This is a genomic window from Litoreibacter arenae DSM 19593 (assembly GCF_000442275.2).
Taxonomy (GTDB): domain Bacteria; phylum Pseudomonadota; class Alphaproteobacteria; order Rhodobacterales; family Rhodobacteraceae; genus Litoreibacter; species Litoreibacter arenae.
Genome location: NZ_KE557306.1, coordinates 645,541 through 672,308 on the forward strand (window position 1 = coordinate 645,541; position 26,768 = coordinate 672,308).

At 61.3% G+C, this 26,768-nt stretch carries 29 protein-coding genes, 1 tRNA gene and 1 pseudogene; 21 read left to right on the forward strand and 10 right to left on the reverse strand.

The window, feature by feature from the left end:
* The 3 genes from THALAR_RS03295 (at window position 1) to THALAR_RS03305 (ending at window position 4,140) form a co-directional block, all read left to right on the forward strand.
* Window positions 1-351, forward strand: coding sequence for a hypothetical protein (locus tag THALAR_RS03295; protein WP_021100061.1), 351 nt, complete (start codon window positions 1-3; stop codon window positions 349-351).
* Window positions 351-3,035 carry an ATP-binding protein gene (locus tag THALAR_RS03300; RefSeq protein WP_021100062.1) on the forward strand — a complete coding sequence of 895 codons (2,685 nt, stop codon included), beginning with the start codon at window positions 351-353 and terminating at the stop codon, window positions 3,033-3,035. Before THALAR_RS03295 ends, THALAR_RS03300 begins: the two co-directional genes overlap by 1 nt.
* Before the next feature lie 94 nt (window positions 3,036-3,129).
* Window positions 3,130-4,140 carry a FliM/FliN family flagellar motor switch protein gene (locus THALAR_RS03305; protein WP_021100063.1) on the forward strand — a complete coding sequence of 337 codons (1,011 nt, stop codon included), beginning with the start codon at window positions 3,130-3,132 and terminating at the stop codon, window positions 4,138-4,140.
* Window positions 4,141-4,188: 48 nt separating this feature from the next.
* Here the strand turns inward: THALAR_RS03305 and glnA are convergent, their stop codons facing one another.
* The gene (gene glnA, locus THALAR_RS03310) at window positions 4,189-5,595 is read right to left on the reverse strand and encodes a type I glutamate--ammonia ligase (protein ID WP_021100064.1); all 1,407 of its coding nucleotides are present in this window, start codon (window positions 5,593-5,595) and stop codon (window positions 4,189-4,191) included.
* Window positions 5,596-5,632: 37 nt separating this feature from the next.
* Entirely contained in the window at window positions 5,633-5,971 is a 339-nt protein-coding gene (locus THALAR_RS03315) for a P-II family nitrogen regulator (RefSeq protein ID WP_021100065.1), read from the reverse strand.
* A gap of 150 nt (window positions 5,972-6,121) precedes the next feature.
* On the opposite strand from THALAR_RS03315, the gene THALAR_RS18985 reads away from it, so the two are divergent.
* Window positions 6,122-6,808, forward strand: a complete 687-nt coding sequence (locus THALAR_RS18985; protein WP_040817135.1) for an NAD(P)H-hydrate epimerase — start codon at window positions 6,122-6,124, stop codon at window positions 6,806-6,808.
* On the forward strand, window positions 6,805-7,662 hold the full coding sequence (locus THALAR_RS18990; protein ID WP_021100067.1) for an NAD(P)H-hydrate dehydratase: 858 nt from the start codon (window positions 6,805-6,807) through the stop codon (window positions 7,660-7,662). Before THALAR_RS18985 ends, THALAR_RS18990 begins: the two co-directional genes overlap by 4 nt.
* 65 nt (window positions 7,663-7,727) lie before the next feature.
* Here THALAR_RS18990 and THALAR_RS03330 read toward each other — a convergent pair whose 3' ends face one another.
* Window positions 7,728-8,237 carry a Hint domain-containing protein gene (locus tag THALAR_RS03330; RefSeq protein WP_021100068.1) on the reverse strand — a complete coding sequence of 170 codons (510 nt, stop codon included), beginning with the start codon at window positions 8,235-8,237 and terminating at the stop codon, window positions 7,728-7,730.
* 250 nt (window positions 8,238-8,487) lie between these two features.
* Here THALAR_RS03330 and THALAR_RS03335 point away from each other — a divergent pair.
* The 3 genes from THALAR_RS03335 to THALAR_RS03345 all read left to right on the forward strand — a co-directional run bounded on the left by THALAR_RS03335 (window position 8,488) and on the right by THALAR_RS03345 (window position 10,679).
* A tRNA-Leu gene (locus tag THALAR_RS03335) sits at window positions 8,488-8,572 on the forward strand.
* Between the two features lie 21 nt (window positions 8,573-8,593).
* Complete coding sequence (tig, locus tag THALAR_RS03340; protein ID WP_021100069.1) at window positions 8,594-9,931, forward strand: trigger factor; 1,338 nt, start codon at window positions 8,594-8,596, stop codon at window positions 9,929-9,931.
* Window positions 9,932-10,097: 166 nt separating this feature from the next.
* The gene (locus THALAR_RS03345; RefSeq protein ID WP_021100070.1) at window positions 10,098-10,679 is read left to right on the forward strand and encodes a hypothetical protein; all 582 of its coding nucleotides are present in this window, start codon (window positions 10,098-10,100) and stop codon (window positions 10,677-10,679) included.
* A gap of 138 nt (window positions 10,680-10,817) precedes the next feature.
* On the opposite strand, the gene rplI is transcribed toward THALAR_RS03345, so the two are convergent.
* From rplI to THALAR_RS03365, 4 genes are all read right to left on the reverse strand, one after another.
* A complete protein-coding gene (gene rplI, locus THALAR_RS03350) occupies window positions 10,818-11,450 on the reverse strand; it encodes a 50S ribosomal protein L9 (protein ID WP_021100071.1) in 633 nt (210 codons plus the stop codon).
* A gap of 12 nt (window positions 11,451-11,462) precedes the next feature.
* Window positions 11,463-11,690 carry a 30S ribosomal protein S18 gene (gene rpsR, locus THALAR_RS03355; protein ID WP_021100072.1) on the reverse strand — a complete coding sequence of 76 codons (228 nt, stop codon included), beginning with the start codon at window positions 11,688-11,690 and terminating at the stop codon, window positions 11,463-11,465.
* A gap of 31 nt (window positions 11,691-11,721) precedes the next feature.
* On the reverse strand, window positions 11,722-12,072 hold the full coding sequence (gene rpsF, locus THALAR_RS03360) for a 30S ribosomal protein S6 (protein WP_021100073.1): 351 nt from the start codon (window positions 12,070-12,072) through the stop codon (window positions 11,722-11,724).
* Between the two features lie 154 nt (window positions 12,073-12,226).
* Complete coding sequence (locus tag THALAR_RS03365; RefSeq protein WP_021100074.1) at window positions 12,227-12,949, reverse strand: hypothetical protein; 723 nt, start codon at window positions 12,947-12,949, stop codon at window positions 12,227-12,229.
* Between the two features lie 163 nt (window positions 12,950-13,112).
* On the opposite strand from THALAR_RS03365, the gene THALAR_RS03370 reads away from it, so the two are divergent.
* From THALAR_RS03370 to THALAR_RS03380, 3 genes and pseudogenes are all read left to right on the forward strand, one after another.
* Window positions 13,113-13,682, forward strand: a complete 570-nt coding sequence (locus THALAR_RS03370) for a YceI family protein (RefSeq protein WP_021100075.1) — start codon at window positions 13,113-13,115, stop codon at window positions 13,680-13,682.
* A gap of 154 nt (window positions 13,683-13,836) precedes the next feature.
* Window positions 13,837-14,736 (forward strand): L-threonate dehydrogenase, encoded by a 900-nt coding sequence (gene ltnD / locus THALAR_RS03375; RefSeq protein ID WP_040817623.1) that lies wholly within the window; start codon window positions 13,837-13,839, stop codon window positions 14,734-14,736.
* 46 nt (window positions 14,737-14,782) lie between these two features.
* Window positions 14,783-14,965: pseudogene (locus tag THALAR_RS03380) on the forward strand (nucleotide-binding domain containing protein); the annotation flags it as partial.
* On the opposite strand, the gene THALAR_RS03385 reads toward THALAR_RS03380, so the two are convergent.
* Both THALAR_RS03385 and THALAR_RS03390 read right to left on the reverse strand, forming a co-directional pair.
* On the reverse strand, window positions 14,962-16,155 hold the full coding sequence (locus tag THALAR_RS03385; protein WP_021100078.1) for a cytochrome b/b6 domain-containing protein: 1,194 nt from the start codon (window positions 16,153-16,155) through the stop codon (window positions 14,962-14,964). The pseudogene THALAR_RS03380 and the gene THALAR_RS03385 overlap by 4 nt on opposite strands.
* A 90-nt stretch (window positions 16,156-16,245) precedes the next feature.
* On the reverse strand, window positions 16,246-16,620 hold the full coding sequence (locus tag THALAR_RS03390; protein WP_021100079.1) for a cupin domain-containing protein: 375 nt from the start codon (window positions 16,618-16,620) through the stop codon (window positions 16,246-16,248).
* Window positions 16,621-16,849: 229 nt separating this feature from the next.
* Between THALAR_RS03390 and fabD the strand changes: the two genes are divergently transcribed.
* From fabD to mgtE, 8 genes are all read left to right on the forward strand, one after another.
* Window positions 16,850-17,788, forward strand: coding sequence for an ACP S-malonyltransferase (fabD, locus tag THALAR_RS03395; protein WP_021100080.1), 939 nt, complete (start codon window positions 16,850-16,852; stop codon window positions 17,786-17,788).
* Complete coding sequence (locus THALAR_RS03400) at window positions 17,781-18,341, forward strand: COG3904 family protein (protein ID WP_051153561.1); 561 nt, start codon at window positions 17,781-17,783, stop codon at window positions 18,339-18,341. The genes fabD and THALAR_RS03400 overlap by 8 nt, the downstream gene beginning before the upstream one ends.
* A gap of 24 nt (window positions 18,342-18,365) precedes the next feature.
* Window positions 18,366-19,103 carry a 3-oxoacyl-ACP reductase FabG gene (fabG, locus tag THALAR_RS03405; RefSeq protein WP_021100082.1) on the forward strand — a complete coding sequence of 246 codons (738 nt, stop codon included), beginning with the start codon at window positions 18,366-18,368 and terminating at the stop codon, window positions 19,101-19,103.
* A gap of 219 nt (window positions 19,104-19,322) precedes the next feature.
* A complete protein-coding gene (locus THALAR_RS03410) occupies window positions 19,323-19,556 on the forward strand; it encodes an acyl carrier protein (protein WP_021100083.1) in 234 nt (77 codons plus the stop codon).
* 194 nt (window positions 19,557-19,750) lie between these two features.
* Entirely contained in the window at window positions 19,751-20,131 is a 381-nt protein-coding gene (locus tag THALAR_RS03415; RefSeq protein WP_245622337.1) for a BLUF domain-containing protein, read from the forward strand.
* Window positions 20,132-20,687: 556 nt separating this feature from the next.
* Window positions 20,688-20,876: a hypothetical protein gene (locus THALAR_RS03420; RefSeq protein ID WP_021100085.1), complete on the forward strand. Its 189-nt coding sequence runs from the start codon at window positions 20,688-20,690 to the stop codon at window positions 20,874-20,876.
* A 240-nt stretch (window positions 20,877-21,116) separates the two neighbouring features.
* Window positions 21,117-21,740 carry a DUF2270 domain-containing protein gene (locus THALAR_RS03425; protein ID WP_021100086.1) on the forward strand — a complete coding sequence of 208 codons (624 nt, stop codon included), beginning with the start codon at window positions 21,117-21,119 and terminating at the stop codon, window positions 21,738-21,740.
* Between the two features lie 78 nt (window positions 21,741-21,818).
* Window positions 21,819-23,162 (forward strand): magnesium transporter, encoded by a 1,344-nt coding sequence (gene mgtE / locus THALAR_RS03430; RefSeq protein WP_021100087.1) that lies wholly within the window; start codon window positions 21,819-21,821, stop codon window positions 23,160-23,162.
* Here the strand turns inward: mgtE and THALAR_RS03435 are convergent.
* Window positions 23,126-23,797 carry a glutathione S-transferase family protein gene (locus THALAR_RS03435; protein WP_021100088.1) on the reverse strand — a complete coding sequence of 224 codons (672 nt, stop codon included), beginning with the start codon at window positions 23,795-23,797 and terminating at the stop codon, window positions 23,126-23,128. The two genes, mgtE and THALAR_RS03435, sit on opposite strands and share 37 nt — an antisense overlap.
* Before the next feature lie 153 nt (window positions 23,798-23,950).
* Here THALAR_RS03435 and fabF point away from each other — a divergent pair, with 153 nt between their 5' ends.
* Entirely contained in the window at window positions 23,951-25,204 is a 1,254-nt protein-coding gene (gene fabF / locus THALAR_RS03440; protein WP_021100089.1) for a beta-ketoacyl-ACP synthase II, read from the forward strand.
* A gap of 7 nt (window positions 25,205-25,211) precedes the next feature.
* A complete protein-coding gene (mltG, locus tag THALAR_RS03445; RefSeq protein WP_021100090.1) occupies window positions 25,212-26,369 on the forward strand; it encodes an endolytic transglycosylase MltG in 1,158 nt (385 codons plus the stop codon).
* The last annotated feature ends 399 nt before the right edge of the window (window positions 26,370-26,768 follow it).

Sequence of the window (26,768 nt, forward strand, 5' to 3'; positions counted from 1 at the left end):
ATGCCCGAGAATGACGAGCCAAAGGGGCAGGGGCGCAGACGCATAAGGCTATCGGCCACGCGCCCGAACTCCCGCACATTGTTTCTGGAGCGGCGCGTCTACCAGCGCCGCCGCCTGATTGATGCCGCGCGGCTGCTGCCGATTGCGGGTCTGTTTCTGTTTGTGATGCCCGCCTTGCTGCTGGGCACGCCCGGCGAGGACAACGCCACCGGCACCACCGCGTTGCGGCTGATCTACTTCTTTTTCATCTGGGTCTGCCTGATTGCGATCAGCGCCACCATTGCCCGAGGGTTGGCCGGTGCGGAACGTGTGGATGACAGCGGCAAGCCCGACGACGCGGATGCGCGCTGATGGTCAGTTTCAACGTCCTGATCACGGTCGCGGTGCTCTACACCATGGTGCTGTTCGGCGTCGCGTTTTACGCCGACCGGCGGGCGCAGCGCGGGTCGTCGCGCTGGCTGCGCTCGCCTTGGACCTACACGCTGTCGCTGAGCGTCTACTGCACCGCCTGGACTTTCTACGGCGCGGTCGGCAATGCCGCGCGGTCCGGTCTGGAATACCTGACGATCTATCTTGGCCCCACGCTGGTGTTCCTTGCCTGGTGGTGGTTGCTGCGCAAACTGGTGCGCATCGGCAAGGCGGAGCGGATCACCTCCATCGCCGACATGATCTCCAGCCGCTACGGTAAATCGCCGACAATCGCGGTGATCGTCACGGTCTTGGCCATCGTAGGGACAACCCCTTACATCGCGCTGCAATTGCAATCGGTGACCCTGTCGGTGGCCGTGTTTACCGAGTTTCCTATCGGCAATGGCGGCGGCTCCGACCTGAACGCGACGGCGTTCTGGCTGTCTGCGGGACTGGCACTGTTCACCATTTTATTCGGCACACGGAATCTCGACGCCAACGAGCGCCACCACGGTGTCGTCACCGCCATCGCGCTGGAGGCCGTTGTCAAGCTGGTGGCGTTGCTTGCGGTGGGCATCTTCGTCGTCTGGGGTGTCTCCGGCGGGGTCGGCGAAACGTTGCGCGCAATTGACGCGAGCCCCGTGGCGGACTGGCAACCGAGCCCCAGCCGTTGGACCACCATGATCTTCCTGTCCGCCGCCGCCGTCATCTGCCTGCCCCGCATGTTTCAGGTGTTGGTGGTCGAGAACGCGGACGAGCGGCATCTGCGCACCGCCGCCTGGGCCTTCCCGAGCTACATTCTGGCAATGAGCCTGTTCGTGATCCCCATCGCCGTGGTGGGTCTGGCCGTGATGCCCGAGGGCTCCAATCCAGACTTGTTCGTGGTGACTCTTCCGCTGGAACTGGGGCAGGAAAAGCTGGCCCTGCTGGCCTTCCTTGGCGGGTTTTCGTCGGCGACCTCCATGGTGATCGTCGCATCCATCGCGTTGGCGACGATGGTGTCGAACCATATCGTCGTGCCGATCTGGCTGAACACACGGCCTGCGGGCGCGTCGATTTCCGGCGACATGCGCAATGTGGTGCTGTTGTCGCGGCGGCTGTCCATCGTGGCGGTGCTGGGGCTGGGCTATGTCTATTACCGCACCACCGGCGGCTCCGCCGCGCTGTCCTCCATCGGGTTGGTCAGTTTTGCGGGCGTCGCGCAGGTGGTACCTGCGCTGATCGGCGGGCTGTTCTGGCGTGGGGCAACGCGGCGCGGGGCCATTGCGGGGCTGATCGCTGGCTTCGGTCTATGGGTCTACACGTTGTTTCTGCCCGCAATCGGGGCGTTTCCGCAGACCATGCTGAGCCACGGCATGCTGGGCGCAGGCCTGTTGCGACCGCAGGCCCTGATGGGGCTGAGCGGCATGGACCCGCTGGTGCATTCCATCTTCTGGTCCATCTCGCTCAACACGCTGGCCTTTATCGTCGTCTCGCTCGTGTCCTTCCCGACCCCGATGGAGCGGCTTCAGGGCGCGGCCTTCGTCAACATCTTCGAGCGTGGCGATGGCGGGATCGCGCCCACCGGCGGGCAGGCGGAGGCCGAGGACCTGCTGGTCATGGCGCAACGGCTTTTGGGCGGGCGGGAGGCGCAGACCCTGTTCCAGCGGGAAGCCACGCGGCAAGGCAAGACGGGCTATCTACCTGATCCGACGCCGGATTTCATCGCGCTGCTGGAATTGGAACTGGCGGGCTCCGTCGGCGGTGCGACTGCCCATGCGATGATCGCGCAGATCAACGGGCAGGCCTCAATCACCGTGCGCGACCTGCTGGCCGTGGCCGACGAGAGCGCACAGATGCTGGAATATTCCAGCCAGCTGGAAGCCCAATCACGCGAGTTGGAGAAAACCGCGCGCAAGCTGCGCGAGGCCAATGCCAAGCTGACCGCGCTGTCGGTGCAAAAGGATGCGTTCCTGTCGCAGGTCAGCCATGAGTTGCGCACGCCCATGACGTCGATCCGGTCGTTCTCGGAATTCCTGATGGAGGGCGGCATGGATGCGCAGACACAGGCCCGCTACGCAGGCATCATCCACGATGAGAGCATAAGGCTGACACGACTGCTCGACGATCTGCTGGACCTTAGCGTGCTGGAAAACGGGCAGGTGGTGCTGAACACGCAGGACGCCAGCTTGCGCGATCTGCTGGACCGTGCGGTGTCTTCGGCGGGGATCGACGGCTCCAAGAGCGGCGGCCTTGAAATCGTGCGCGGCAGCGAGGGCGAAGGGCTGTCCCTGACAACTGACACGGACCGCCTTAGTCAGGTGTTCATCAATCTGATCTCCAACGCCCAGAAATATTGCGACGCCGAAAACCCCCGCTTGCGGATCGTCGTGTCGCAGTCGCGGGGCTATGTGGATATCGACTTTATCGACAACGGCACGGGCATTTCGCAAAAGGACGAGCCGGTGATATTCGAGAAATTCGTGCGCCTGACCGATCAGGCCGCCGCAGGCAGCGCGGGGTTGGGATTGGCGATCAGCCGCGAGATCATGCACCGGCTGGGCGGGACGCTGGACTACCTGCCGGGGCAGGGGGGCGCTGCGTTCCGGGTGCATCTGCCCTTGGTTCGCGTCAAGCGGGCCGCCTGATTTCGCCGTAGATGCGGAGCGGTTAACCAAATCGCAGCACCTTTCGGGCCAATCTGCACCCGACCCTGACCCGAGACCGCATAGGCAGACCCCCGTGACCGGACCGAATACCGCTTTCGCACGTATGGTGCGCCCCCAGAAACCCAAGCGCGGGGCAAGTCATGTCCTGCTTGAAGACATCGCCGATACGCTGTTTCGCGGGCCTGCCAAGACAGGCCATGGCATTGACCTGCTGGTGCGTGACGCGCAGGCGGAATGCCTGCCGCAGGTCAAGGCACTGGAGCGTATTCCCGAAATAGCGGTGCCCCACATGCTGGAACGCACCGATGGTGCCGCAGGGCTGATCGTGTTTGACGGCGCACTTGTGGATGCGTTGATCGAGCAGCAGACGCTGGGCCGCATCTCCGCCGCGCCGAGGGTGGCGCGGCCGGTTACCTCGATCGACGCGGCGCTCAGTTCCGGTTTCGCCACGTCGGTCGTCGGTAAGCTGGCAGCCTTGTGCGTAGAGCGGCGTGACGCGTCTGCATTATCGGGTTTCGAATATGGAAAGCCGCAAACCGACCGCGCGGCACTCAGTCTGGCGATGGCGGAAAAGGCCTATGACGTCTTGCGGTTGACGCTGGATCTCGGGCTGGGGCTGAAATCCGGTCAGGCGCTGTTGATGTTTCCAGCAATCGCCACCGCTGAGCAACAAACACCGCGTAAAATCAACCCCGCCATGGTGGCGTTGCTACAGGATGCCCCGCTGCGTCTGGATGCGGTCCTGCCATCGGTGCGATTACCAGTCAAAACCCTGCTGGGTCTGGCACCGGACTCGGTCATCACCCTGCCTGACGACATTCTGGGCCGTGCGCAACTGCGCGTCGGTCGTCAGCCGGTGCTGCTAAAAGGTCGGGTCGGCCAGTTGAACGGACGACGCGCCATAAGGCTGGACGCCGCGCCGGGGGATCAGCCGACCCCGGCGGTCGAGCATTCCAAACCACCCCAGATCGTGGCGGGCACGGATGAAAATGGTGACGCCGCAGCGCCCGCAGGGGGAACGGACCTGGCGACGGTCGGGTCCGAACCGGCGACGCCCGCAGCCCCCGAACTGGCCTCGACATAAAAAAGGCACCCGCGAAGGGTGCCTTTTCCGGTAGCATGATGTTTGCGATCAGCAGCTGTAATACAGCTTGTATTCGATCGGGTGGGGTGTGTGCTCGTAGGCGTAGACCTCTTCCCATTTCAGCGCCATGTAGCCCTCGATCTGCGACTTGGTGAACACGTCACCGGCCAGCAGGAACTCGTGGTCTTCCTCCAGCGATTGCAGTGCTTCGCGCAGGCTGCCGCACACTGTCGGGATGCCCGCCAGCTCTTCGGGTGGCAGATCGTAGAGGTCCTTGTCAGAGGCGGGGCCGGGGTCGATCTTGTTCTTGATGCCGTCAATACCGGCCATCAGCAGGGCGGCAAAACACAAGTAGGGGTTCGCTGCCGGATCCGGGAAGCGGGCTTCCACACGCTTGGCTTTGGGCGACTCGGACCACGGGATGCGCACGCAGCCGGAGCGGTTACGGGCGGAATAGGCCCGCAGAACCGGAGCCTCGAAGCCCGGGATCAGACGCTTGTAGCTGTTGGTCGACGGGTTGGTGATCGCGTTCAGTGCCTTGGCGTGCTTCAGGATGCCGCCGATGAAATACAGCGCCTCTTTCGACAGGTCCGCATACTGGTCGCCCGCAAATAGCGGCTTGCCGTCTTTCCAGATCGACATGTTCACATGCATACCGGTGCCGTTGTCGCCTGCGATCGGCTTCGGCATGAAGGTCGCCGATTTGCCGTAGGCGTGGGCCACGTTGTGGATCACGTATTTGTATTTTTGCAGCTCGTCCGCCTGGTGGACCAGCGAGCCGAAGATCAGGCCCAGCTCGTGCTGGCAGCTGGCAACTTCGTGGTGGTGCTTGTCGACCTTCATGCCCATGCGCTTCATGGTGGACAGCATTTCCGACCGCAGGTCCTGCGCCGCATCGGTCGGGTTCACGGGGAAGTAGCCGCCCTTGATGCCCGGACGGTGGCCCATGTTGCCCATTTCGTATTCGGAGTCCGAGTTCCACGCCGCGTCTTGTGCGTCGACCTCGAAGGACACCTTGTTCATCTCGACCGAGAAGCGGACGTCGTCGAACAGGAAGAACTCGGCCTCCGGGCCCCAATAGGACTGGTCGCCGATGCCGGTGGTTTTCAGGTAGGCTTCTGCCTTCTCGGCGGTGCCGCGCGGGTCGCGGTCATAGGGCTCCATCGTGTCGGGCTCGACCACGGTGCAATGCACGCAGATGGTTTTTTCCGCATAGAACGGGTCCATATAGGCCGAGGACGCATCGGGCATCAGCTTCATGTCGGACTGCTCGATGGACTTCCAACCGGCGATGGAGGAGCCGTCGAACATGAAGCCCTCTTCCAGAAAGTCCTCGTCCACCAGATCGGAGACGATGGTTACGTGCTGCAATCTGCCGCGCGGGTCGGTGAAACGGATGTCGACATATTCAACATCCTCGTCCTTGATGGTCTTCAGCAAATCTTTGTTGCTCATCTGACCGTTCCTCTTCTGTCAGTTGGTATAGTGTGGGTTAAAGTGCGTCGTCGCCGGACTCGCCGGTTCTGATGCGAATGGCTTGCTCCACGGTGGAGACGAAGATTTTGCCGTCGCCGATCTTGTCGGTCTTGGCGGCGTCGATGATCGCCTCGATAGCGCCATCCAGTTGGTCATCGGCCAGCACGACTTCGATTTTCACTTTCGGCAGGAAGTCCACGACATATTCCGCGCCGCGATACAGCTCCGTGTGGCCTTTCTGGCGGCCGAAACCTTTGACTTCGGTGACGGAGAGGCCTTGAATGCCAAGCTCCTGCAGCGCTTCTTTCACTTCGTCCAGTTTGAACGGTTTGATGATCGCTTCAATTTTCTTCATCGCGGTCGGGCTCCCTTTGCTCGTCTTGAAACGGGTCAGACCACTTTCAATCGGCAGGGACAATTGGCAGACTGCGAAAGCGGCGCGGAACCGCCCGTGTGAAACCTGTGCTGCCCAATTTTTAGGCAAAACGACGCGAAAGTGTGCGAAATGAAAACTTCCCCCGAGCCAGAGGTCATAACCAGCGACGAAATGCGGGCGCTGGAGCAAGCGGCCATCTCCTCCGGCAAGGTCACCGGCTTGGAGCTGATGGAGCGTGCGGGCAGGGGCGTTGTGGAGGCGATTTTTGAGGAGTGGCCCGCCTTGGCCGTCGGCCAGCACCGCGCGGTGGTCCTGTGCGGGCCGGGCAACAATGGCGGCGACGGATTCGTCGTGGCGCGGGTGCTGAAAGAGGCGGGGTGGGATGTGGAGCTGTTCCTTTTCGGGGATGCGACCGCGCTGCCTCCTGATGCCGCAACGAACTTCGAGCGATGGTCTGCGATGGGTGAGGTTGCGGATATAAAGCAGGCCTTGCACGTTGACTTTGACGCCTGCGATCTGGTCGTCGATGCGCTGTTCGGCATCGGCCTGTCGCGCCCGGTCACCGCGCCGGTTCTGCGGGACCTGTTCAAAGCTGTGTCGCAGGCCGACAAGCCTGCACGTGTCGCGATTGATGTGCCGTCGGGTTTGGACAGTGATACCGGATTGCCTCCGGATGGTGGGTCTGCGTTGCGCGCTGACCTGACCGTGACCTTTCACGCGTTCAAACCGTGTCACCAGATGAAATCGCTGCCGGGCATAGTCCCTGAGTCTGCGGCACTGGCCCGCTACACGGTTGTAAAGGATATCGGCCTATGACCGTCCTCACCATGACGCCGGAGCGGATCGACAGCCTGCGCAAGCGATCCGATCAGCACAAGTTCGACCATGGCTCGGTGTTGGTATTATCGGGACCAGCGACCCGCACGGGTGCGGCGCGGTTGGCGGCCATGGCGGCGCTTCGCGTGGGGGCGGGGCTGGTGACCGTCGGCGCACCGCGCGATGCCTTGCCGGAATGTGCCGCACACCTGACGGGCATCATGTTGCGGGAGGTGTCGGAGGCGTTGGACTTGTCGCTAATCCTCGCCGAAGACCAACGGATCAACGCGCTGTGCATCGGGCCGGGCTTCGGGCTGGAACCTGCGAACGGTGCCACCCTGCGTGCGGCGCTCGCGACGCACCGCGCGGTGGTGCTGGATGCGGACGCACTGACCCTGATGGCGCAGGACCGCGAGTTGTTTACCCAACTGCATGGCGGCTGCGTGCTGACGCCCCATGCGGGCGAGTTCCGCAGGCTTTTCCCGGGGCTTGGAGAAGATGGCGACGGGTTCACGCTGGACGAAAAGAAAGACGCCACCCAAAGGGCAGCGGACCTGTCTGGCGCAGTGGTGCTGTATAAGGGGGCGCAGACCACTATCGCGGCCCCCGGATGTCCCGCAACCGTGCTGGACACCACATCGGAGCAAGACGCAGCCTGGCTGGCCACGGCTGGGGCGGGCGATGTACTGGCAGGGCTGGTGACGGGCCTTCTGGCAAGAGGCAACCCGCCGGTGCAGGCTGCCGAGACCGGCGCGCTGCTACATGCCATGGCGGCCCGCGAGGCGGGGCCGGGGCTTATCGCGGAGGATCTGCCGCAGCAGATCCCGGGTATTTATCGACGCTTGGGTATTTGAGTGCGGCGCCCCGGTTTGGCGGGACCCCTCTGCCGTATGCGGTGTAGCGAGTGCATATATCGGCGTCAGGCGGCCTCAACAGCCGTTTCGACGTTCTCCACCACCTCGGTGGCAAAGTCGGAAATTACTTCGACGCCGTCGGCGTAGAAAATCTCTTCGCTGTCGAAGCGCAGCTGGTAGACGTCGTGGAGGTCAAGTTCGGTGTCCTCGGCGATGTGTTTGCCATCAACCATCCGGCTGATATTGACGATCACCATGTCGCGGCCAAACAGCATCTCTGCACGCCAGTCCCGGACCATGACCTCCTGATCGGGCGCCATCAGCATATCCGTGTTCGGACGCGAGAAGCCCAGCGTGCCCTGACCGACGCGGATCGGGCGCATCATGTGGCGCTGCACGTGCAACTCTTTGAGATTGCGCATCCCGTCGCGTGTGACGATGCGGTCACCTGCCTCAAGGCTCTCGATCGGCACGTAGCCGCGCATCGTGAGAACTTGAGTGCCGCCCAGAAGGCCGGTCAGTTTGGTGATGGTCTCATTTCCCCCACCGAAAGTCTTATGCATGTTGGCAGACATGTTTCGCTCCGTACTTATGGTTGCGTCCTTCGATAGTTAACTTTTCATTCGCAATTGAGGCGAAAAGTGGACGCGACCCTGTCACAGAAGAGGCCATATCAGGATGAATCATAGGCAATGGCTGTCGCAAGTAAGCGTTGCCTTACCTTTTGCGGCCCAATTGCGTGATTTTCGTCTCGCATCCTCTGTCGGGCTTTGCTACATGGGCGCGAAGCAGGCCAGCGGGGTTCCGTTTGGTCTAGAGAGATACGCGGGTGTGGCGGAATTGGTAGACGCACCAGATTTAGGTTCTGGCGCCGCAAGGCGTGGGGGTTCAAGTCCCTTCACCCGCACCATTATATATAAGGACGACTAATATGCAGGTCACCGAGACCCTGAACGAAGGCCTCAAGCGCGGCTACAAGATCGTAGTCACCGCCGCCGAGATGGACGAGAAAGTGAACGAAAAACTTCTCGAGGCGCAGCCCGAAGTCGAAATGAAAGGGTTCCGCAAAGGCAAAGTGCCTATGGCATTGCTGAAAAAGCAGTTCGGCGACAAGGTCATGGGCGAAGCGATGCAGGAGAGCATCGACGGCGCGATGACCAAGCATTTCGAGGAAACCGGCGACCGCCCTGCGTTGCAGCCCGAAATCAAAATGACCAATGACGACTGGAAGCCCGGCGACGATGTCGACGTCTCCGTGTCGTATGAAAAACTGCCGGAAATTCCCGATGTCGATCTGAAGAAGGTCAAGCTGGAAAAGATGGTCGTGAAGGCCGAAGACAAGGATATCGACGAAGCCCTGTCAAATCTGGCGGAAAACGCGCAGAACTTTGAAGATCGCAAAAAAGGCGCCAAGTCGAAAGATGGCGACCAAGTGACGATCGACTTCCTCGGCAAGGTGGATGGCGAGCCGTTTGAAGGTGGCGCTGCGGAAGACTATCCGCTGGTGCTGGGCTCGGGCTCTTTCATCCCCGGTTTCGAGGAGCAACTGGTCGGCGTCAAAGTGGGCGACGAAGTTGAAGTGAAGGTCGATTTCCCGGCCGAGTATCAGGCGGAGCATCTGGCCGGCAAAGCCGCCGTGTTCGAGTGCAAGATCAAAGCCGTCAAGGAACCCAAAGCCGCCGAGATCAACGACGAGTTGGCCAAGCAGTTCGGTGCCGAAGATCTGGCAACGCTGAAATCGCAAGTGGCAGAGCGTCTGGAAGCCGAATTCAGCGGCGCGTCGCGCGCCGTGATGAAGCGCAAGCTGCTCGACGAGTTGGACAAGCTGGTGAAGTTCGAGCTGCCCCCGTCGCTGGTCGACGCCGAAGCGGGCCAGATCGCGCATCAGCTGTGGCACGAGGAAAACCCTGACGTGCAGGGCCACGACCACCCCGAAATCGAGACCACCGACGAGCACAAGTCGCTGGCCGAGCGCCGCGTGCGCCTTGGTCTGCTGCTGGCGGAAATGGGCCGCAAGAACGAGATCGAAGTGACCGACGCCGAGATGACCCAGGCGATCATGAACCAGGCGCGTCAGTATCCGGGCCAGGAGCGCCAGTTCTTCGAGTTCGTGCAACAAAACCAGCAGATGCAGCAGCAGATGCGCGCGCCGATCTTTGAAGACAAGGTCGTCGATTACATCTTCGAGCTTGCCGACGTGAAAGAGAAAGAAGTCAAGAAGGCCGACCTTGAGAAGGCTGTCGAGGCTCTGGAAGACGACGCGTCCTAAGTCACTGACAACGCAGTAAAAAGAAGGTCGCCCTATGGGGGCGGCCTTTTTTTGTGCCGCCTGAGGCTCACGGGAAAGGCCTTGGGAATTGCCCATCATTGCTGAAATTTCGTCTTAATTGTGAGTCAAACTCTCTCCTAGGGAATGAAATACGAGGGAAACGATTATGACGTTGATGGATTTCACGCTGGACGAGCCGGAACAGCAACCATCTGTTGAGGTGAAGCCGACCGCTGCGGGCTACCGCGTCTTCGAGGCGAAGCAAGACGGTTGGCGGGTGCAGGCCGCGCGTGCGACCATGGCGATGGTCTGCTTCGGCATGATGGCTGCGGGCGGCATGGTCTGGACGCTGAGCGATGCCAGTTTTCCGGGTGATCCGGCAATGACCAAGGCCGTCCTGTCGACGGCGATCTACATTGTCGCCGCCGCCCTTGTGGCTAACGGCGCTTTCTCGCAGCAGCGCGAGGAATTGTTTGTAGACGTCAAAGGTCGCGTGCTGCACATCCTCACGCGTGGGCCGTTTGGCTGGTCGAAGGGTCGCAAGACCCTGCGGTTCGAGGAAATCACACGCATTGATCTGGCCGAAACGAGCCTGATGTCCGAACTTCGCAGCGCACTGACGCAATTGGACTATGGCCGCATCACTTTGCAGGCCCATGGCGAGCGCAGGTTCAATCTGGTGGGCGGCGACATGGCAGAGCTTGAGCCGCTGCTCAGCCGTTTGCGCGGTGACACAGGCGTCGCCTGACCCGGCATTCGATCAAGACCTTTTAAGCAGCTAAGCGGACCGTCCTTTCGGGGGCGGTCTTTTTTTGTCCCTGAGATCACGAACGAAAAAGGCCGCCCCGAAGGGCGGCCTTGAATGGATCGAGACGGCGAAGAAGGCTTACGCCTTGTCTTCGTCCTCGCCTGCGTCTTCAGCTTCCGCTTCGACAGCTTCGGCCAGCTCTTCGTCTTCCGAGGCGGCAGCGCCGATATCGTCGAACAACTCGGCGATTTCGAACTCTGCTTCGGCTTCGGCTTCAGCGGCCAGTTCCTGAATGGACTTGCCGGAGGCTTGCAGCTCTGCTTCCTCGTTGGAACGGGCGACGTTCAGCGTGAACGTGGTGTCGACCTCGGCGTGCAGGCGCACGGTGACTTCGTGGACGCCCAGCTCCTTGATCGGGCGTTCCAGCACGATCTGGCCGCGATCCACGGAGAAACCTTCGGCGGTTGCTGCATCGGCGGCGTCACGGGTGGTGACGGAGCCATACAGAGCGCCCGCATCGGAAGCCTGACGAATCACGATGAACTGTTGGCCGCCAAGTTTGTCGGCCAGTGCTTCGGCCTCTTTCTTGGTTTCCAGGTTGCGGGCTTCGAGTTGCGCTTTCTGCGCGTCGAAGACCTTCTGGTTGGCCTCGGTCGAGTTCAACGCCTTGCCTTGCGGCAGGAGGAAGTTACGGGCGTAGCCCGCTTTGACGTCTACGATATCGCCCATCTGGCCGAGTTTCGCGACGCGTTCGAGAAGGATAACTTGCATGTGCTTTGCTCCTTACTTCACTGCGTAGGGCAGCAGGGCCAGGAACCGTGCGCGTTTGATGGCACGGGCCAGCGCACGCTGGTTCTTGGCGCCGACGGCGGTGATACGCGACGGGACGATCTTGCCACGCTCGGAGACGTAGCGTTGCAGCAGGCGGGTGTCTTTGTAGTCGATCTTCGGGGCGTTATCACCCTCGAACGGATCGGACTTGCGACGGCGGAAAAATGGTTTAGCAGCCATTGGTTAGCTCCTTGAGTTCAAGTAACAAGACTTAGTTGCGAGGGCGGCGTTCACGCTCGTCGCGCTTCTGCATCTGGACGGACGGGCCTTCTTCGTGCTCGTCGACCTTGATGGTCAGAACACGCATGACATCGTCATGCAGGCGCATCAGGCGTTCCATCTCCTGCACGGCGGCAGCCGGTGCATCGGAGCGGACGAAGGCATAGTGGCCCTTGCGGTTCTTGTTGATCTTGTAGGCCATGGTCTTCAGGCCCCAGTACTCGTGCTCGACGACCTTGCCACCATTGTCGGACAGGACGGCACCGAAATGCTCGATCAGGCCTTCGGCTTGGGTGTTGCTCAGGTCTTGGCGCGAGATAAACACGTGCTCATACATTGGCATGTGTAGTTCCTCTTACTTTTCAGGCGTGCTTCATAGGACGGGCATCACAGACCTTCGCACCCATCCACGAGGGGCATCGCGGTTCAAACAGTTTCACGAAGGTGCGGGCGGTATAGCAGGGTTGGGGCAGGGCGCAAGGGCTTTGGCGGCAGACCTAGCAGCCGTTGATCAACTGGCCGATGGCGAGGAAAAACACGAAGTCCACCACCAGCAGCGCATGCCAGAATACCAACGCCAGAACGAAGGCGGTCGCCCCGCGCAACGCGCCCATCGGAAACAGCCGGAAATACAGCCGCACCGAGGCGATCCAGTAGGCGATCAGCGCGACGAAAATGACCGTAGCCTGAACGTTGTTAAGCGTGTTGACCAGCGGATCGCTTGCCACCAGATCGTTCAGCCGCTGGATCTTCGCGCCAAGCCCGTCCTCGCAATTGGTCAGCCCGTCGTGGTATTCACGGTAAAGCTGCGGCGACAGCACCTTGAACGCGCCGTAAAACAGCAGCGCCACGAAGGTCGAGATCGTCACGTAGATGCCGTTGAAATAGAACCCCAGCCGCATCAGCCGCCTGAAGTTTCCCTTGTAGCGGCAGATTTTCCACGCCAGCGCGAAACTGACAAACCCAAGCAGCGACAGGAAGGCAGCGTTGATGCCAAGGATCACCACACGGCTCATGTCGGTCAGGCTTTGCCCAAGCACCAGAGTGATCAGCACCGAGTTTGTCAGCAGCGCGGCCGCCAGAAACAGCACCGAATTGCGCATGCCCCGGTCATTGCGCACCCTGTAGGATAGCTCGTCGATGGGGCGCAGCAGCGCGGCGCCCAGCAATTGCCAGAAGCGCAGATAGTCGTCCCAATACTCTTTAACGAGGCCAATCATCCGACCATCCCGCGTGCTGAAAGCCCGATGATAGCAGCTTGCGAGTAGTTTTTCGCGGTCATCGTGTATTTGCGCACACAAACTGTTGACCGCTGGTGAATTGCTTACCGAGGGGAAGGGCTGGCACTAAGCCGCGACGGAACCCAACAACGGAGCTACATTAATGAAAACCCTCGCCTTTGCAGCAGCGCTCGCGCTGTCGACCACCGCAACTTACGCCGCCGACACCTATACGCTGGAGTCCAGCCACAGTCAGGTCGTGTTCAGCTACAATCACCTTGGCTTCTCGACCACCCACGGCATGTTTGCCGGGTTCGAGGGCGAGATTTCCTTTGACGAAGCCGATCCGGCAGCGTCTTCGGTCAGCGTGTCCATGCCCGTCAAAAGCATGTTCACCGGCTGGGAACAGCGTGACAGCCATTTCATGAGCGCGGATTTCTTTGGCGTAGAGGATGGCGACATGATTACCTTCACCTCGACCGGCATTGAGGTGACTGGCGACGACACCGCCAAGATCACCGGCGATCTTTCGATGAACGACGTCACCAAGTCGGTCGTGCTGGACGCCAAGCTGAACAAGGCGGATACCCACCCGATGGAAAACAAGGCATGGCTCGGGTTCGACGCGAGCACGACGCTTTTGCGCTCCGATTTCGGCTTGGGCGCGTTTGCCCCGGCGATTGGGGACGAGGTTGAGGTGATGATCTCGGTCGAGGCGCAGAAGGCCGAGTAATCCTTCTGTTTGATCTGCAAGGCCCCGCACGGTGACCACCGCGCGGGGCTTTTTTGTGCGCTCGGAGCCCCTGCGATTGACTCAATTCTCGAAAAAAGCGACAAATTTCGAGATTTTGCGCAATCTTGAAATTTGCGTGCTTGGGGAGGGCGTCATGACAGATCAACCAACCGCCGCGGTCATCGGGCTCGGCTCCATGGGCTGGGGCGCAGCCGTATCGCTGTTGCGCGCGGGCATCGCAACGCACGGTGTGGACCTGCGTGCGGAGGTGCTGGAGAAGTTTAGAGCCGAAGGTGGCAGCAGTTTCGACAGGGCGAGCGACGCCGTGGCTGATGTAGACGTGGTGTTCATTTTCGTCGTCAACGGCCAGCAAGCCGAAGACGTCTTGTTCGGCTCAGGCGGCGCGGTTGCGTCCGCCCGCAAAGGCACCGTGTTCGTGATCTGTGTCACCATGGAGCCGTCCCGCGCCATTGATCTGGCGGAACGACTGGAAGCGGCAGGCATGTTGGCGCTGGACGCGCCGGTGTCGGGCGGCTCGGCCAAGGCGCAAGCGGGCGAGATGACGATCATGGCGTCGGGCCGTGCGGAAGCGTTCGACAAGGCGGGGTCGTGTCTGGATGCGATTGCCAGCAAGGTCTACCGTTTGGGGGACGCGGCGGGCAAAGGCTCTCAGGTCAAGATGATTAATCAGCTTCTGGCAGGCGTCCACATTGCCGCGGCCGCCGAGGCGCTGACCTTGGGGGCGAAGATCGGCCTTGATCTGGGGATGCTGCACGAGGTCATTCAGGAATGCGCGGGTAACTCGTGGATGTTCGGCAATCGCGGCGCGCATATCGTGGCGGGCGACTACACGCCCCATTCTGCGGTGGACATTTTCGTGAAGGATTTGGGCATTGTGACCGGCGAGGCGGCGGATCATCCGGTACCCTTGTCGCAAACCGCGCTGGCGCTGTTCAAGGAAGCCTCCGCCGCTGGCATGGGCCGCGAGGATGACGCGGCGGTGGCGAAACTGCTGGCGACCAAAGGCGGCATCAAACTGCCGGGCATGACATGACCGTTCTGGGTTGCATCGCGGACGACTTCACGGGTGCTACCGATCTGGCGAGACCTCCGGCGCGGTGACCAAGGCGCTTGGCGTGACGCAGCAGACCATCGGAGCGGAAATCGCGCCCGGCGTGCCGTGGTGCTTTGCCACAAGCGCGGGTCAGGACATTGCCCTGACCCTCAAATCCGGCAATTTCGGCGCAGAGAGCTTCTTTGCCGACGCGGTGGCAAAACTCTAGTTGCGGGTGGCGGTCAGGTTGACCGTCACGGCCACGTCAAAGCCCACCGAACTTTCGTCGGGATAGGTCTCGCCAATGTTGAAGCTGGTCCGGTTCAACCGCGTCTGGCCCTGCATCACCGCCGTATCCCCGTCGATTTGTAGCGAGAAGGGCAGGTTCACCGGCACCTCCATGCCTTTCAAGGTCAATGTGCCGTTCGCCGTGTAGGTGGGGCCGTCCTCCAGAATATCCGCCTTGAACACGGCAGTGTCATGTGCCTCCGCGTTGAGGAAATCCGGCCCCATGGCCTGCGCGGTGACCGAGCCAAGGCTGAGCGAGCCGATTGCGACCTGCACCTCCACATCGCCATGGACGCCGTTCGCGTCCGGCTCCTCGGCAAAATTGATGGCGGCGGTCCAGTCGGCGAAGCTGCCCTCCACGTCGCTGCCCAACTGGCGCACGGTGATCGCCAGGGTGCCGTCCTGCACGGTCCAGCCGCTTTCGACCGCCGCGAGCCTTGGCACGCTGTCCTGCTCGGTGGCTGCGAACAGCCCAAGGCTGGCACCAACCACCAAGGCCAGCATATATGCTCCCACCGCGCCGATGATCGGCAGGGCGGAGCGGTGTTGCTCCGGCACGCTATCCGGCTCGGTGGTGCCGGGGAGCATACGTTTCAGGGTGATGTCGCGGTCGATGAAGTGGTGTTTCAGCGCGCCTGCGACGTGGAGCAGGATGGAGATGACCAGCACCCGTTCGAAAATAATGTGCAGGGACGCGAAGATGTGGGCGAAAGCGTCGTCTTTTGGGACGAAGGGCAGACCCTGCCCGAACGGCCACCAGATCGGCGCGAAGCCTGTGGTGGCGGCGTGGTGGATCCAGCCGGTCAACGGCACCAGCACCAAGGCGGCGTAGAGCGTCCAGTGGATGAGTTCGGCCAGCATGGCCTCCAGCCGCTTGTCGGCGTTCAGCAGGGCGGGCTTGGGCTGCGAGATGGCCCACGCGATGCGGGCAAGGGCGGTGAAGAAGATGAACACACCCAGCGTCTTATGGATGGAGAACATCTGCGCCTTGAACGCCAGCGCCTCGCCGGTGTCGTAGGGCAGGCCATTGGCGTAGATGCCCAGCGGGATCATGGTGATGATCAACAGGGCGATCAGCCAGTGGAAACTCTTTGTGACGGACCCGTAAGTGGTCGTGCTGTTGCCGCGCATGGGGTGTTCCTGTTTTTGGTCGAGCGTCAAACTAGACGCGAAGGGCGGGAAGCTGAATGCACGAAACTGTGCATCGCTGCGAGCGGTGGTTCAGGTCGCGTCGGGATCGACCAGATCGGTCTGTATCCAGTCGCGGCTGAGGTGAATGTCGATGCTTTCCAGACGGCCCGGCCCGAGGTTCTCGTATTTGTGCGGGACCGCAGCGGGGCCCATCAAAACGTCGCCTTCGGAGGCCTCGATCACCTCGTCGCCGATGGTGAAACGGGCGCGGCCTTTGCGGAGGACGAAAATCTCGTCATAGGGATGCACATGCCATTTGGGGCCGATACCGACCTCGTCGGTGGCGTAGAACAGGACCGTGACGTCGGAATCGATCAGCGACCCGCCTATGACACCTTTCCAATTATCCTTGTCCGACTTCCAGTCGACGTGTTTTACGTGCTGCGCGGGTTTTTGCGGTCTCATCTTACAATCTCCCTCGTTGGCTACCGGACGCGCCCGACCGGTCCAGGGTTGGCGCAAAGCGTTGCCGGAACTTAGGTCAGCGGGCCTTGCATGACCATCTGTAACATCGCCAAAAAACTGCGAACCGGCGCACAGGTTTTGTGCGCGAAGCACCGCGCGGTGCTTGTGAGGGGGCAATTGGTCGGCTAGACCTTTAAAAAACACGACAAACAAACAGGGGAGCAGCCATATGCGCGCATTTGTATTTCCGGGCCAAGGGGCCCAGACCATCGGGATGGGCCGCGATCTGGCGGAAAACTACCCTGAAGCTAAAGCCGTATTCGACGAGGTGGACGACGCCTTGGGCGAAAAGCTGTCCACCCTGATCTGGGAGGGGGAGCAGGACACGCTGACCCTGACCCAGAACGCACAACCGGCGCTGATGGCGACGTCTCTGGCGGTGATGGCGGCTTTGAAATCCGAAGGGGTCGGCATCGACGCCGCGTCCTTCGTGGCGGGGCATTCGCTTGGGGAATACTCGGCATTGGCGGCGGCAGGGTCCATTTCCGTGGCCGACACCGCCCGCCTGCTACGCAAACGCGGGCTGGCGATGCAGGAGGCCGTGCCGGTGGGTGTCGGTGCTATGGCGGCGCTGCTGGGGCTGGATTTCGAGGCGGTTCAGGGCGTCGCGGCAGAGGCTGCGGGCGACGAGGTGTGCCAAGCCGCCAATGACAATGATCCGGGGCAGGTGGTGGTCTCCGGCCACAAGGCTGCGGTGGAGCGTGCGGTGGACTTGGCCAAGGCGCGCGGTGCCAAGCGTGCGGTGCTGTTGCCGGTCAGCGCCCCCTTCCATTGCGCCCTGATGGAGCCTGCGGCCCGTGCCATGGCAGAGGCGTTGCAGGAGGTGGACATCAAGGACCCCTCCGTCCCGCTGGTGGCGAACGTTCGGGCGTCGTCTGTTAACGATGGCGCAACCATTCGCACGCTTCTGGTGGAACAAATCACCGGCTCCGTCCGGTGGCGCGAGAGTGTGGAATATATGGGCGCGCAGGGCGTGACCGAGATCTGGGAGGTCGGTGCGGGCAAGGCGCTGTCCGGCATGATCCGCCGCATCAACCGCGATATCGCGACCCGCGCGGTCGGCACGGCGGATGACGTGAAAGCCGCCGTGGAAGCGCTGAATGCTTAAAGCCCGACTGCTCTCGCTCGCCCTCGTGGCGGGCTGCGGGACGGTGGAGAACATGTCCCAGACCCTGAATATGCAGGTCGACGGGCAAAGCCTGCGCATGGATGGGGTCATCAACACGCGGGCATTGCGGCAGTTCGTGCAAACGCTGGACGACAATCCCGGCCTGCGTGAGGTGGTTCTGGGCCGCATCGACGGCTCGCTGGATGACGAGGTGGTGGCCGAAATGGGCTACACCCTGCGCGAACGGGGGCTGGCGACGCGGATGCTGCCAAGCTCGGAAGTGTTTTCCGGCGGGGTGGACCTGTTTCTGGCGGGTGTGCAACGCACGGTGCCTGCGGGCGCTGTGGTTGGCGTGCATGAGTGGGAGACCAGCTTCGGCTCGGCGCGGGATTATCCGCGCGATTCGCGTCAGCACGAACCGACGCGGGGATATATCGAGGATATGCTGGGCTCTGACGCCTTCTACTGGTTCACGGTGGAGGCCGCATCGTTCAACGATGTGCATGTCATGACCCGAGACGAATTGATCAGATACGGCGTGGTTACGCGTTGAAATACATTAAGAAAGGTCAGTAAGATGTTTAATCTAGAAGGAAAATCGGCGCTTGTCACAGGTGCGTCCGGCGGGATTGGCGGCGAGATCGCCAAGACGCTGCACGCGCAGGGCGCAACGGTCGCCCTGTCCGGCACGCGGGTGGAGCCGCTGGAGGCGCTGGCGTCAGAGCTGGGCGAGCGCGCGCATGTGCTGCCCTGCAACCTGAGCGATTTCGACGCCGTCGACGCGCTGCCCAAGCAGGCGGTGGAGGCGATGGGCGCGGTGGACATTCTGGTCAACAACGCGGGCATCACCCGCGACAACCTGTTCATGCGCATGTCGGATGACGAATGGCAGTCGGTGATCGACGTCAACCTGACCTCGACCTTCAAGCTGTGCAAAGGCGTGTTGCGCGGCATGATGAAGGCGCGGTGGGGGCGGATCGTGAATATCTCGTCGGTCGTGGGGGCCACGGGCAATCCGGGGCAAGGCAACTACGCGGCGTCCAAGGCGGGCATGGTGGGGATGTCCAAATCGCTGGCCTACGAGGTCGCGTCGCGGGGGATCACCGTCAACTGCATCGCGCCGGGGTTTATTACCACGGCAATGACCGACAAGCTGAATGATGACCAAAAGGCCGACATCCTTGGGCAAATCCCCGCTGGCCGAATGGGCGAGGCGGGCGAGATCGCGGCCGCCGCGCTGTATCTGGCAAGCCCCGAGGCGGGCTATACCACAGGCACCACGCTGCATGTGAACGGCGGAATGGCGATGATCTAGGCGCTGCGCTGCGGCGATTTCCCTATGGTCAATTCGGGGTTGCATAAGCGTTTGCGTTCCCCATTTGGTATGCTATAGGCGGCGCAGATATTGCCGGGGTGACCCCTCGGTTGCCGTGTATGCGGCGAGAATAACAGGCCAAATGGCCACCACCACTTGGGCGGGGAAACCTGTCCGCAACATATCGGGCCAGCCCCGAGCAACTACGAGGAATAGAACATGAGCGATATCGCAGACCGCGTTAAAAAGATCGTTGTCGAGCACCTGGGTGTGGAAGAAGACAAAGTTGTTGAAAACGCATCGTTCATCGACGATCTGGGCGCAGACAGCCTCGACACCGTTGAGCTGGTCATGGCGTTCGAAGAAGAGTTCGGGATCGAGATCCCCGACGACGCGGCTGAGACCATCCAGACCTTCGGCGACGCAACGAAATTCATCAAAGAAGCCTCCTGAGTTTAACTTAGAGCTTTGACGAGATTAGAGATGGCGTCCCTTAGGGCGCCATTTTTTATTTGGTTATAGTCTGTTTGATTAGAGATAGGGTGTTACCTCTTGGGACACATCAGGCTTCCGCTTCCATGACCGGCAACAGTCCACTTCGGAATTGCTAAAACGTTTCATAGTTGGCTAATAGTACATCGGTGCAGATGAGAGCCGACAAGGAGCAGCAACGTATGATACGAATTTTGTACTTCAGCACGGCCCGTGCAAACCTGACGCGAGCCGATGTCGACGCTATCGCGTCGCATGCGTCTGAGGCGAACTTGAAAAGAGGGATAACGGGCTCGCTGGCGTATAATGGCAGAAACTTTTGCCAGTGCCTTGAGGGTGAAGAAGGCCAAATAAGAGCGTTGATTGAAACGATCCGCAAGGATGACCGCCATAGCGGTTTCAAAGTGCTGGATGAAAAGACAGTTCAATCCCGCTATTTCAAGGATTGGGGGCTGCGGCTGGTCGATGACCTAGATTTTTCTTACGTCATCAATGCCATGAGTGCGGACAGCCGTGACCGCGAACCAGTGTCATGAAGGCCGCAAAGCAAGGTCGATAATCTGGGTTTTAGCTGGATCCGCCCGGTTCATCAGGTTGCGGATATCCGCATTGTATCTGGCCCAACTGTCGATGGACGCAGGTTCGGCTACACACCACTACGTTCGCTCCATCCCCATGCTTTGTCTGCGTGCGGTGGGTGCGAACGGTGTCTGATCAGCGCAACGGGCGTAGGGCGGTGGGGCGGACCATTAGGCTCCAGCCAGCATCTGTCCGACCCGCTCTTCCTGCGGTCGACGTGGCGTTTGGTTGGCCGATACTCCGGCAGTAAGCCGCTCCGTAGCGCCGGATTGGCGAAGTTCCGCAAGCGCATTTTCCAAATCAACAAGCTGGTTGATTTTGAGCAAAAGTCCGTTACGCTACGTAAATCATAAACTCTAATTACGCGTCGTGTTGTTGGGAGGCACGCGAGGCGTTTTGACAAGTGCTGGTCGTTCGCCATTCTCTTGCTGCCCCGGCGTCGACAATTGCTTTTCCTATCCTCCTTTTACCCAGACGCTGGCAACGTCGCTGCTTGTCAAAGTGGAGCCCTCAATGAACACCTTTTCTCTAGAAGATACATTGAACGAACTGGAGCGTCAGGCCGCTGCGAGCACTGTCACCGACAAAGAGCTTGTTAAAAGCCGTTTGCGCCGTTTGGCGTCGATCCTAGAGACGCGATCAACGGTTCGGGCGAGTATCGTTCCGGATGACGATCTGCTGTTCGACAACGTCCCCGTCTGAACTGGCACCTGACATCGGGTTGGCATCCGGCCCGCGCAAATCTGCCTTCGCGGAAGCAAGGCTGCCAATGACCCAGGGCCTTGCTGCCCGACGGTCGGCCCGCGATCTCTGTCTGGACGAAAAGCTTGGTCTAAACCGACACCAAGCTTATGGTGTAGGCGGTTAATTCGGGAAGGCGGGGCTATCAGCAAGCGTAAGGCCAAGGACACGCAGGAATTTACTGCGGCGGAAATATCGGCGTTGGCGCATCTGTATCGGGGCGAGGTCTATCGCAGCACGATCTGGCGCACGCGGCTGGATACGACCACCAACTGGGCCGTCGTGACCCTTGGGGTGGCGCTGTCGATCACCTTTGCCTCGCCGGAGGCCTCTGCGCTGCCTTTGCTGCTGGTGGGTGTGCTGATCTTGCTGTTTTTGTCGCTGGAAGCCCGCCGCTACCGCTATTTCAACGTCTGGCGGGCGCGGTCGCGCTGGCTTGAGACGCATTTCTACTCCCCCATGTTGCTGGCAAGCGACCTGCATACCGAGGATGACTGGCAGAAGACGCTGGCACAGGACTACCAAAAACCGCAGTTCCATATCAGCTATGCCACGGCTTTGGCGCGAAGGGTGCGGCGCAACTACCTGTGGATATTGCTGATTCAGGCACTGGCTTATTGCGGCAAGCTGATGATCCACCCGTTTCCGGTGGAAGATGTCCACATGTTTCTGGACCGCGCCAATATCGGCGTTTTCCCGGGCGAATTGGTGCTGATAACGGGGGCGCTCTATCTGGCGGCAGGGGTCGCGTTGTCTGTCTGGGTCAAGGTGAACGACACGAGAAACGCCCGAGAAAGGGGCAGCGCCAACGGGGCGATCGGCTAGGGTGCCATCGGTGAAAGCCGATGGCCTTACCGGCAGTCTGGCCATAGCATGTGGGCAACATGCCAAAGGACCGCCCCTATGCCACTTTCCAGCCCGCACGCTCCGCGCATCTATCCCGAGACCGATGCGTCGGCACAGGAAATTGCAGCCTTCGTCGAGTTCGCCCATGTCGTCGATGTGGCGGGGTGGCTGGAGCAGCTTTCCCGACCTGACGCCAGCCAGCGCCTGCTGGCTTTGCAGCGCGCGCAGCGGGCCAAGGTCTTTGGCAACATGTCGCTGGACGCGCAGGTCGATCTGGCGCGGTTGATGACCATGCCCGATCTGGCGGGGATCGTGACGCAGATGGATGCCGACGACCGCGTCGATCTGTTCAACCGCCTGACGCCGGAGGAACAGCAGCAGTTGATGGGGCAACTGGCGCGGGAAGATCGCGACGACATCCGGCAACTGTCGGCGCATGACGAAGGCTCTGCCGGGGCGCTCATGACGTCGGATTATGCCGTGCTTGGGTCGGATATGACGGCGGTGGAGGCCATTTCGGAGCTGAAACGGCAGGCGCCGGAGACCGAGACCATCTACCGCTCCTACATTCTTGATGAACAGCGGCGCTTGATCGGGTCGATCCAGTTGCACAGGCTTGTTCTGGCGGCGGATACCGCGCTGATCGGCGATTTGATGGAGGCGAACCCGGTGTCGGTGCCTTTGGAGGCGGACCGCGAAGAGGTCGCGCATCTGATCGCGCGATACGATCTGTTTGCCTTGCCCGTGGTCGATGCGCAGGGGGTGCTGCTGGGGATCGTCACGCATGACGACGCCTCCGACGCGTTGCAGGCGGAAATGACGGAGGACTTCCAGAAAATCTCGACCGTGTTGCCGTTCTCCCAGAGCATGCGCGATGCCAGCATCCGCGTGCTGTATTCGAGACGGATCGTCTGGCTGGCGCTTCTGGTGTTCGGCAACCTGTTTTCCGGCGCGGGCATCGCCTATTTCGAGGAGACCATTCTGGCCTATGTGTCGCTGGTCTTCTTCCTGCCGCTTCTGATCGACAGCAGCGGCAATGCGGGGGCGCAGTCGGCGACGTTGATGGTGCGCGCGCTGGCCACGGGGGACGTGGCGATGCGGGACTGGCGCGACCTGATCGGGCGCGAGTTGCTGATCGCGGCGGCGCTTGGCGCGACGATGGCGCTGGTGGTGTTCCCCATCGGCATCTGGCGGGGCGGCGCGGATGTGGCGCTGGTGGTGGGCCTCACCATGGTGCTGGTGGTGATCATCGGCAGCCTTGTGGGCATGTCATTGCCGTTTTTGCTGAGCCGCCTGAAGCTGGACCCCGCAACGGCCAGCGGCCCGCTGGTCACCACGATCTCGGACGCGGTTGGCGTGATGATCTATTTCTCGATCGCGACGATGGTGTTGTCGCTGTGATTTTCGCGTAACTTCCCGTCCATCCAGTCCTGCATATGCGGGCGGTAGGACGCCAACTCCTGCGCGACTTGGGGCAGGGCCTGCATCTGCGCACGGTAGCTGCGTACGGTGGGCGACCAGTGCAACGGGCGCAGGACGCTGTGTTGCTCCATCAGATCCAGCCACTCCAACGTGACGATGAGGCCGCAATCGCCTAGCCACAGGCGGTCGCGGGGGAGCGGGCTTTGGTCAAGCAGCGTGCTGAGCGCGGTGAGACGTTTGGTGATCTCTGCGTGCGCTGCCTCGGTTTCGGATGCAACGCGCGTCGCCGGGCTGACATTTGAGAACAGCAGGCGCAGGGCGGGCTCCAGCCTTGTGTCGTGAAAGCGCGACAGCTCGCGGCATTTGGCGCGGGGGATAAGGCCCTTGGGCAGCATGGCGGAATCGGGATGCTTTTCCTCAAGGTATTCGGCAATCGCCTCGCTATCGGTGAGGGTCAGATTGCCGTCTTTTAGCGCGGGAAGGTTCCCTGTAGGGACCAGCGACAGGTAGTCGGCGGGCGGGGCCAGATCGCGCCACTCCAGCCCCTTGGTGCGTAAGGCAAGGCGCAGCTTGGCGCAGTAAAGCGAATGGTCGACGGAAAAGATTTCATACATGCGGGCCAGTGTAGCCTTCCCCCTTGCAGGCGTGAAGTTGCCAATACATGCTGTACGCAGTTGTGAATTCCCAAGCGGACGCCTTGCCCCTATGGGTCGCGGGCGTGTAAGACGCGAGGGATAGACCTTGTGCTACAGGATAAAGGGGTGGGTATGCGTCGAGTTGTTGTGACCGGGCTTGGAATGGTGACGCCTTTGGGCGACGGGGTGGAGACCACCTGGAAAAACGCGCTGGCGGGGAAATCCGGCGCGCGGACGATCAAGAAATTTGACGCCTCCCACCTTGGGACCGACTACGCCTGCGAAGTGCCGCGTGGCGAAGGTGAGGGCGAGTTCAACGCCGACGCGTATATGGAGCCCAAAGAGCAGCGCAAGGTGGATGATTTCATCCTCTACGGCATGGCGGCGGCGCAGCAGGCGGTGGAAGACGCGGGCTGGACACCGGATGACCAGCACGAGCTGGAGCGCACCGGCGTGATGATCGGCTCTGGCATTGGCGGCTTGTCGTCGATTGCCGATACGGCTGTTTTGATAAAGGAACGTGGGCCCCGTCGGGTGTCTCCGTTCTTTATTCCGGGCGCTTTGGTCAATCTGGTGTCGGGGCAGGTGTCCATCCGCTACGGCTTCAAGGGGCCGAACCATGCGGTTGTGACCGCGTGTTCCACCGGCGCACATGCCATCGGTGACGCGGCGCGGCTGATCGCGCTGGACGACGCGGATGTGATGATCGCAGGCGGCGCGGAGAGCCCGATTTGCGAGATCGGTATTGCCGGTTTCAACGCGTGCAAGGCGCTGTCGACGGCCCATGCGGACGATCCCGAGAAGGCCTCGCGGCCCTGGGACGCGGACCGCGACGGGTTTGTCATGGGAGAGGGCGCGGGCGTTGTGGTGCTGGAAGAATACGAGCATGCCAAAGCGCGCGGTGCGAAGATTTACGCGGAGGTGCTGGGCTACGGGCTGTCGGGCGACGCACACCACATCACTGCGCCGCCACCGGATCATGAGGGCGCGGAACGCGCCATGCGGGCTGCGGTGAAGCGGGCTGGCATCGAGCCGTCGCAGATCAACTATATCAACGCGCATGGCACCTCGACCATGGCCGACACGATCGAGCTGGGCGCGGTAGAGCGGCTGCTGGGCGATGCCTGCAAGGGGGCGACCATGTCGTCCACCAAGTCGATGACCGGCCACCTGCTGGGGGCTGCTGGCGCCATCGAGGCGATCTTCTGCATTCTGGCGATCCGTGACCAAGTGTGCCCGCCGACGATCAACCTTGACAATCCGGCGGTCGAAACCGACATAGACCTGTGTGCAAACAAAGCGGTAGAGCGCGAAGTTAATGTTGTTTTGTCAAACAGCTTCGGCTTTGGCGGGACCAATGCCTGCCTGATTATGGGAAAAGTGTAAGCCCCTTATGTGGAAATCCATCGCCTCGAACTTCCTGACGCTGTTCATCCTGCTACTGGTCGCTGCTGGCGCGCTGGTGGGCTGGGGACAGGCGCAATACACCAAGACCGGCCCGCTGGAGGACGCGATTTGTGTGCGGGTGCCGTTGGGCGGCTCGATGGCGCTGGTCTCACGCGACCTTGAGGCGAAAGGGGCCGTGTCGAACGGGCGGATTTTCCGCATCGGTGCGGATTATGCGGACAAGTCGCAACAGCTGAAAGCGGGCAGCTTTCTGGTGCCTGCGGGCGCGTCGATGGAGCAGATTGTCGACATCGTCACCCGTGGCGGGCAGAACACATGCGGCACGGAAGTGGTGTACCGCATCGGTGTGACCTCGCGCAGCGCGGTGGTGCGGGAGTTGGACCCGACGACGAACGAGTATATCGAGACGGCCAAGTTTACGCCTGGTGTGGACGAAGCGCCTCAGGTCTATGTGGAGGCGCGTGACGACCGTGATGTGCGCTACCGCGTGGCGGTGGCCGAGGGCGCGACTAGCTGGCAGATCGTGGATAGCCTGCGGGCGCTGGACGTGTTCGAAGGCGAGATCGACGAAACCCCGCCGGAGGGCAGCCTTGCGCCGGACAGCTACGAAGTGCAGCCGGGTGCGGACCGTGCAGCGTTGATCGCGAAAATGACGGCAGCGCAAGAGAAGATACTGGCGGAGGCGTGGGAGGCGCGTGACCCGAACGTGCCGCTGGAGAGCCCGGAGGAGGCGTTGATCCTTGCCTCGATCATCGAGAAGGAAACGGGTGTTCCCGAGGAGCGGCGGCAGGTGGCGAGCGTGTTCACCAACCGTTTGCGTCAGGGCATCAAGCTGCAAACGGACCCGACGGTGATCTATGGCGTCACGCGCGGCGAAGGAGTGCTGGGCCGTGGCCTGCGCCAGTCGGAGTTGCGCCGCGAGACGCCTTACAACACCTATGTGATCCCCGGCTTGCCGCCGACCCCGATTGCCAACCCCGGCAAGTTGTCGATTGAGGCAGCGCTGAACCCGGACGACACCCCCTACATCTTCTTTGTGGCGGACGGCACGGGAGGTCATGCGTTTGCGGTGACCATCGAGGACCACAACCGCAACGTCGCCGAATGGCGCAAGATCGAGGCGGAGCGGGCCGCGCAGAACTGAGGAAGGTCGCGCGTTAACCCGTTGTTAACGCTCACCGTTCGCAGGTTTGCGGATCGCGCATTTTCTTGACTTTTGGCCTGTGATGGGTGAAAAGGCATCTCAAGACGGAACAAGTGAGAAAGCGGCTCGGGTCACCATGACCCAAGGCCGCTTTTTTGTTTTCCGACCCTAGATAGAGCCTTCCCGCCGCTGGCGAGGGACGTAGGAGGCCCACATGAACGAGACACCCGAACCAACCGGCTTGCCGGACCAATTGGTGACCCAATCCGTAGACGAGATTTTGGAAGACCTGACGATGATGGCCCGGGAACTGACGGCACAAGTCAGACGGGAATGGCGGCGCGTTATCGCAGACCAGTCGGTCGCGCCGGACTTCAGAACGAAGCTGAAGCAGGATCT

Excerpts from the sequence above, each read along its gene's own strand:
- THALAR_RS03295 (WP_021100061.1), top strand. The coding sequence starts at position 1 with ATGCCCGAGAATGACGAGCCAAAGGGGCAGGGGCGCAGACGCATAAGG.
- THALAR_RS03300 (WP_021100062.1), top strand. The coding sequence starts at position 351 with ATGGTCAGTTTCAACGTCCTGATCACGGTCGCGGTGCTCTACACCATG.
- glnA (WP_021100064.1), bottom strand. The coding sequence starts at position 5,595 with ATGAGCAACAAAGATTTGCTGAAGACCATCAAGGACGAGGATGTTGAA.
- THALAR_RS03315 (WP_021100065.1), bottom strand. The coding sequence starts at position 5,971 with ATGAAGAAAATTGAAGCGATCATCAAACCGTTCAAACTGGACGAAGTG.
- THALAR_RS18985 (WP_040817135.1), top strand. The coding sequence starts at position 6,122 with ATGAAAACTTCCCCCGAGCCAGAGGTCATAACCAGCGACGAAATGCGG.
- THALAR_RS18990 (WP_021100067.1), top strand. The coding sequence starts at position 6,805 with ATGACCGTCCTCACCATGACGCCGGAGCGGATCGACAGCCTGCGCAAG.
- THALAR_RS03330 (WP_021100068.1), bottom strand. The coding sequence starts at position 8,237 with ATGTCTGCCAACATGCATAAGACTTTCGGTGGGGGAAATGAGACCATC.
- tig (WP_021100069.1), top strand. The coding sequence starts at position 8,594 with ATGCAGGTCACCGAGACCCTGAACGAAGGCCTCAAGCGCGGCTACAAG.
- THALAR_RS03345 (WP_021100070.1), top strand. The coding sequence starts at position 10,098 with ATGACGTTGATGGATTTCACGCTGGACGAGCCGGAACAGCAACCATCT.
- rplI (WP_021100071.1), bottom strand. The coding sequence starts at position 11,450 with ATGCAAGTTATCCTTCTCGAACGCGTCGCGAAACTCGGCCAGATGGGC.
- rpsR (WP_021100072.1), bottom strand. The coding sequence starts at position 11,690 with ATGGCTGCTAAACCATTTTTCCGCCGTCGCAAGTCCGATCCGTTCGAG.
- rpsF (WP_021100073.1), bottom strand. The coding sequence starts at position 12,072 with ATGCCAATGTATGAGCACGTGTTTATCTCGCGCCAAGACCTGAGCAAC.
- THALAR_RS03365 (WP_021100074.1), bottom strand. The coding sequence starts at position 12,949 with ATGATTGGCCTCGTTAAAGAGTATTGGGACGACTATCTGCGCTTCTGG.
- THALAR_RS03370 (WP_021100075.1), top strand. The coding sequence starts at position 13,113 with ATGAAAACCCTCGCCTTTGCAGCAGCGCTCGCGCTGTCGACCACCGCA.
- ltnD (WP_040817623.1), top strand. The coding sequence starts at position 13,837 with ATGACAGATCAACCAACCGCCGCGGTCATCGGGCTCGGCTCCATGGGC.
- THALAR_RS03385 (WP_021100078.1), bottom strand. The coding sequence starts at position 16,155 with ATGCGCGGCAACAGCACGACCACTTACGGGTCCGTCACAAAGAGTTTC.
- THALAR_RS03390 (WP_021100079.1), bottom strand. The coding sequence starts at position 16,620 with ATGAGACCGCAAAAACCCGCGCAGCACGTAAAACACGTCGACTGGAAG.
- fabD (WP_021100080.1), top strand. The coding sequence starts at position 16,850 with ATGCGCGCATTTGTATTTCCGGGCCAAGGGGCCCAGACCATCGGGATG.
- THALAR_RS03400 (WP_051153561.1), top strand. The coding sequence starts at position 17,781 with ATGCTTAAAGCCCGACTGCTCTCGCTCGCCCTCGTGGCGGGCTGCGGG.
- fabG (WP_021100082.1), top strand. The coding sequence starts at position 18,366 with ATGTTTAATCTAGAAGGAAAATCGGCGCTTGTCACAGGTGCGTCCGGC.
- THALAR_RS03410 (WP_021100083.1), top strand. The coding sequence starts at position 19,323 with ATGAGCGATATCGCAGACCGCGTTAAAAAGATCGTTGTCGAGCACCTG.
- THALAR_RS03415 (WP_245622337.1), top strand. The coding sequence starts at position 19,751 with ATGAGAGCCGACAAGGAGCAGCAACGTATGATACGAATTTTGTACTTC.
- THALAR_RS03420 (WP_021100085.1), top strand. The coding sequence starts at position 20,688 with ATGAACACCTTTTCTCTAGAAGATACATTGAACGAACTGGAGCGTCAG.
- mgtE (WP_021100087.1), top strand. The coding sequence starts at position 21,819 with ATGCCACTTTCCAGCCCGCACGCTCCGCGCATCTATCCCGAGACCGAT.
- THALAR_RS03435 (WP_021100088.1), bottom strand. The coding sequence starts at position 23,797 with ATGTATGAAATCTTTTCCGTCGACCATTCGCTTTACTGCGCCAAGCTG.
- fabF (WP_021100089.1), top strand. The coding sequence starts at position 23,951 with ATGCGTCGAGTTGTTGTGACCGGGCTTGGAATGGTGACGCCTTTGGGC.
- mltG (WP_021100090.1), top strand. The coding sequence starts at position 25,212 with ATGTGGAAATCCATCGCCTCGAACTTCCTGACGCTGTTCATCCTGCTA.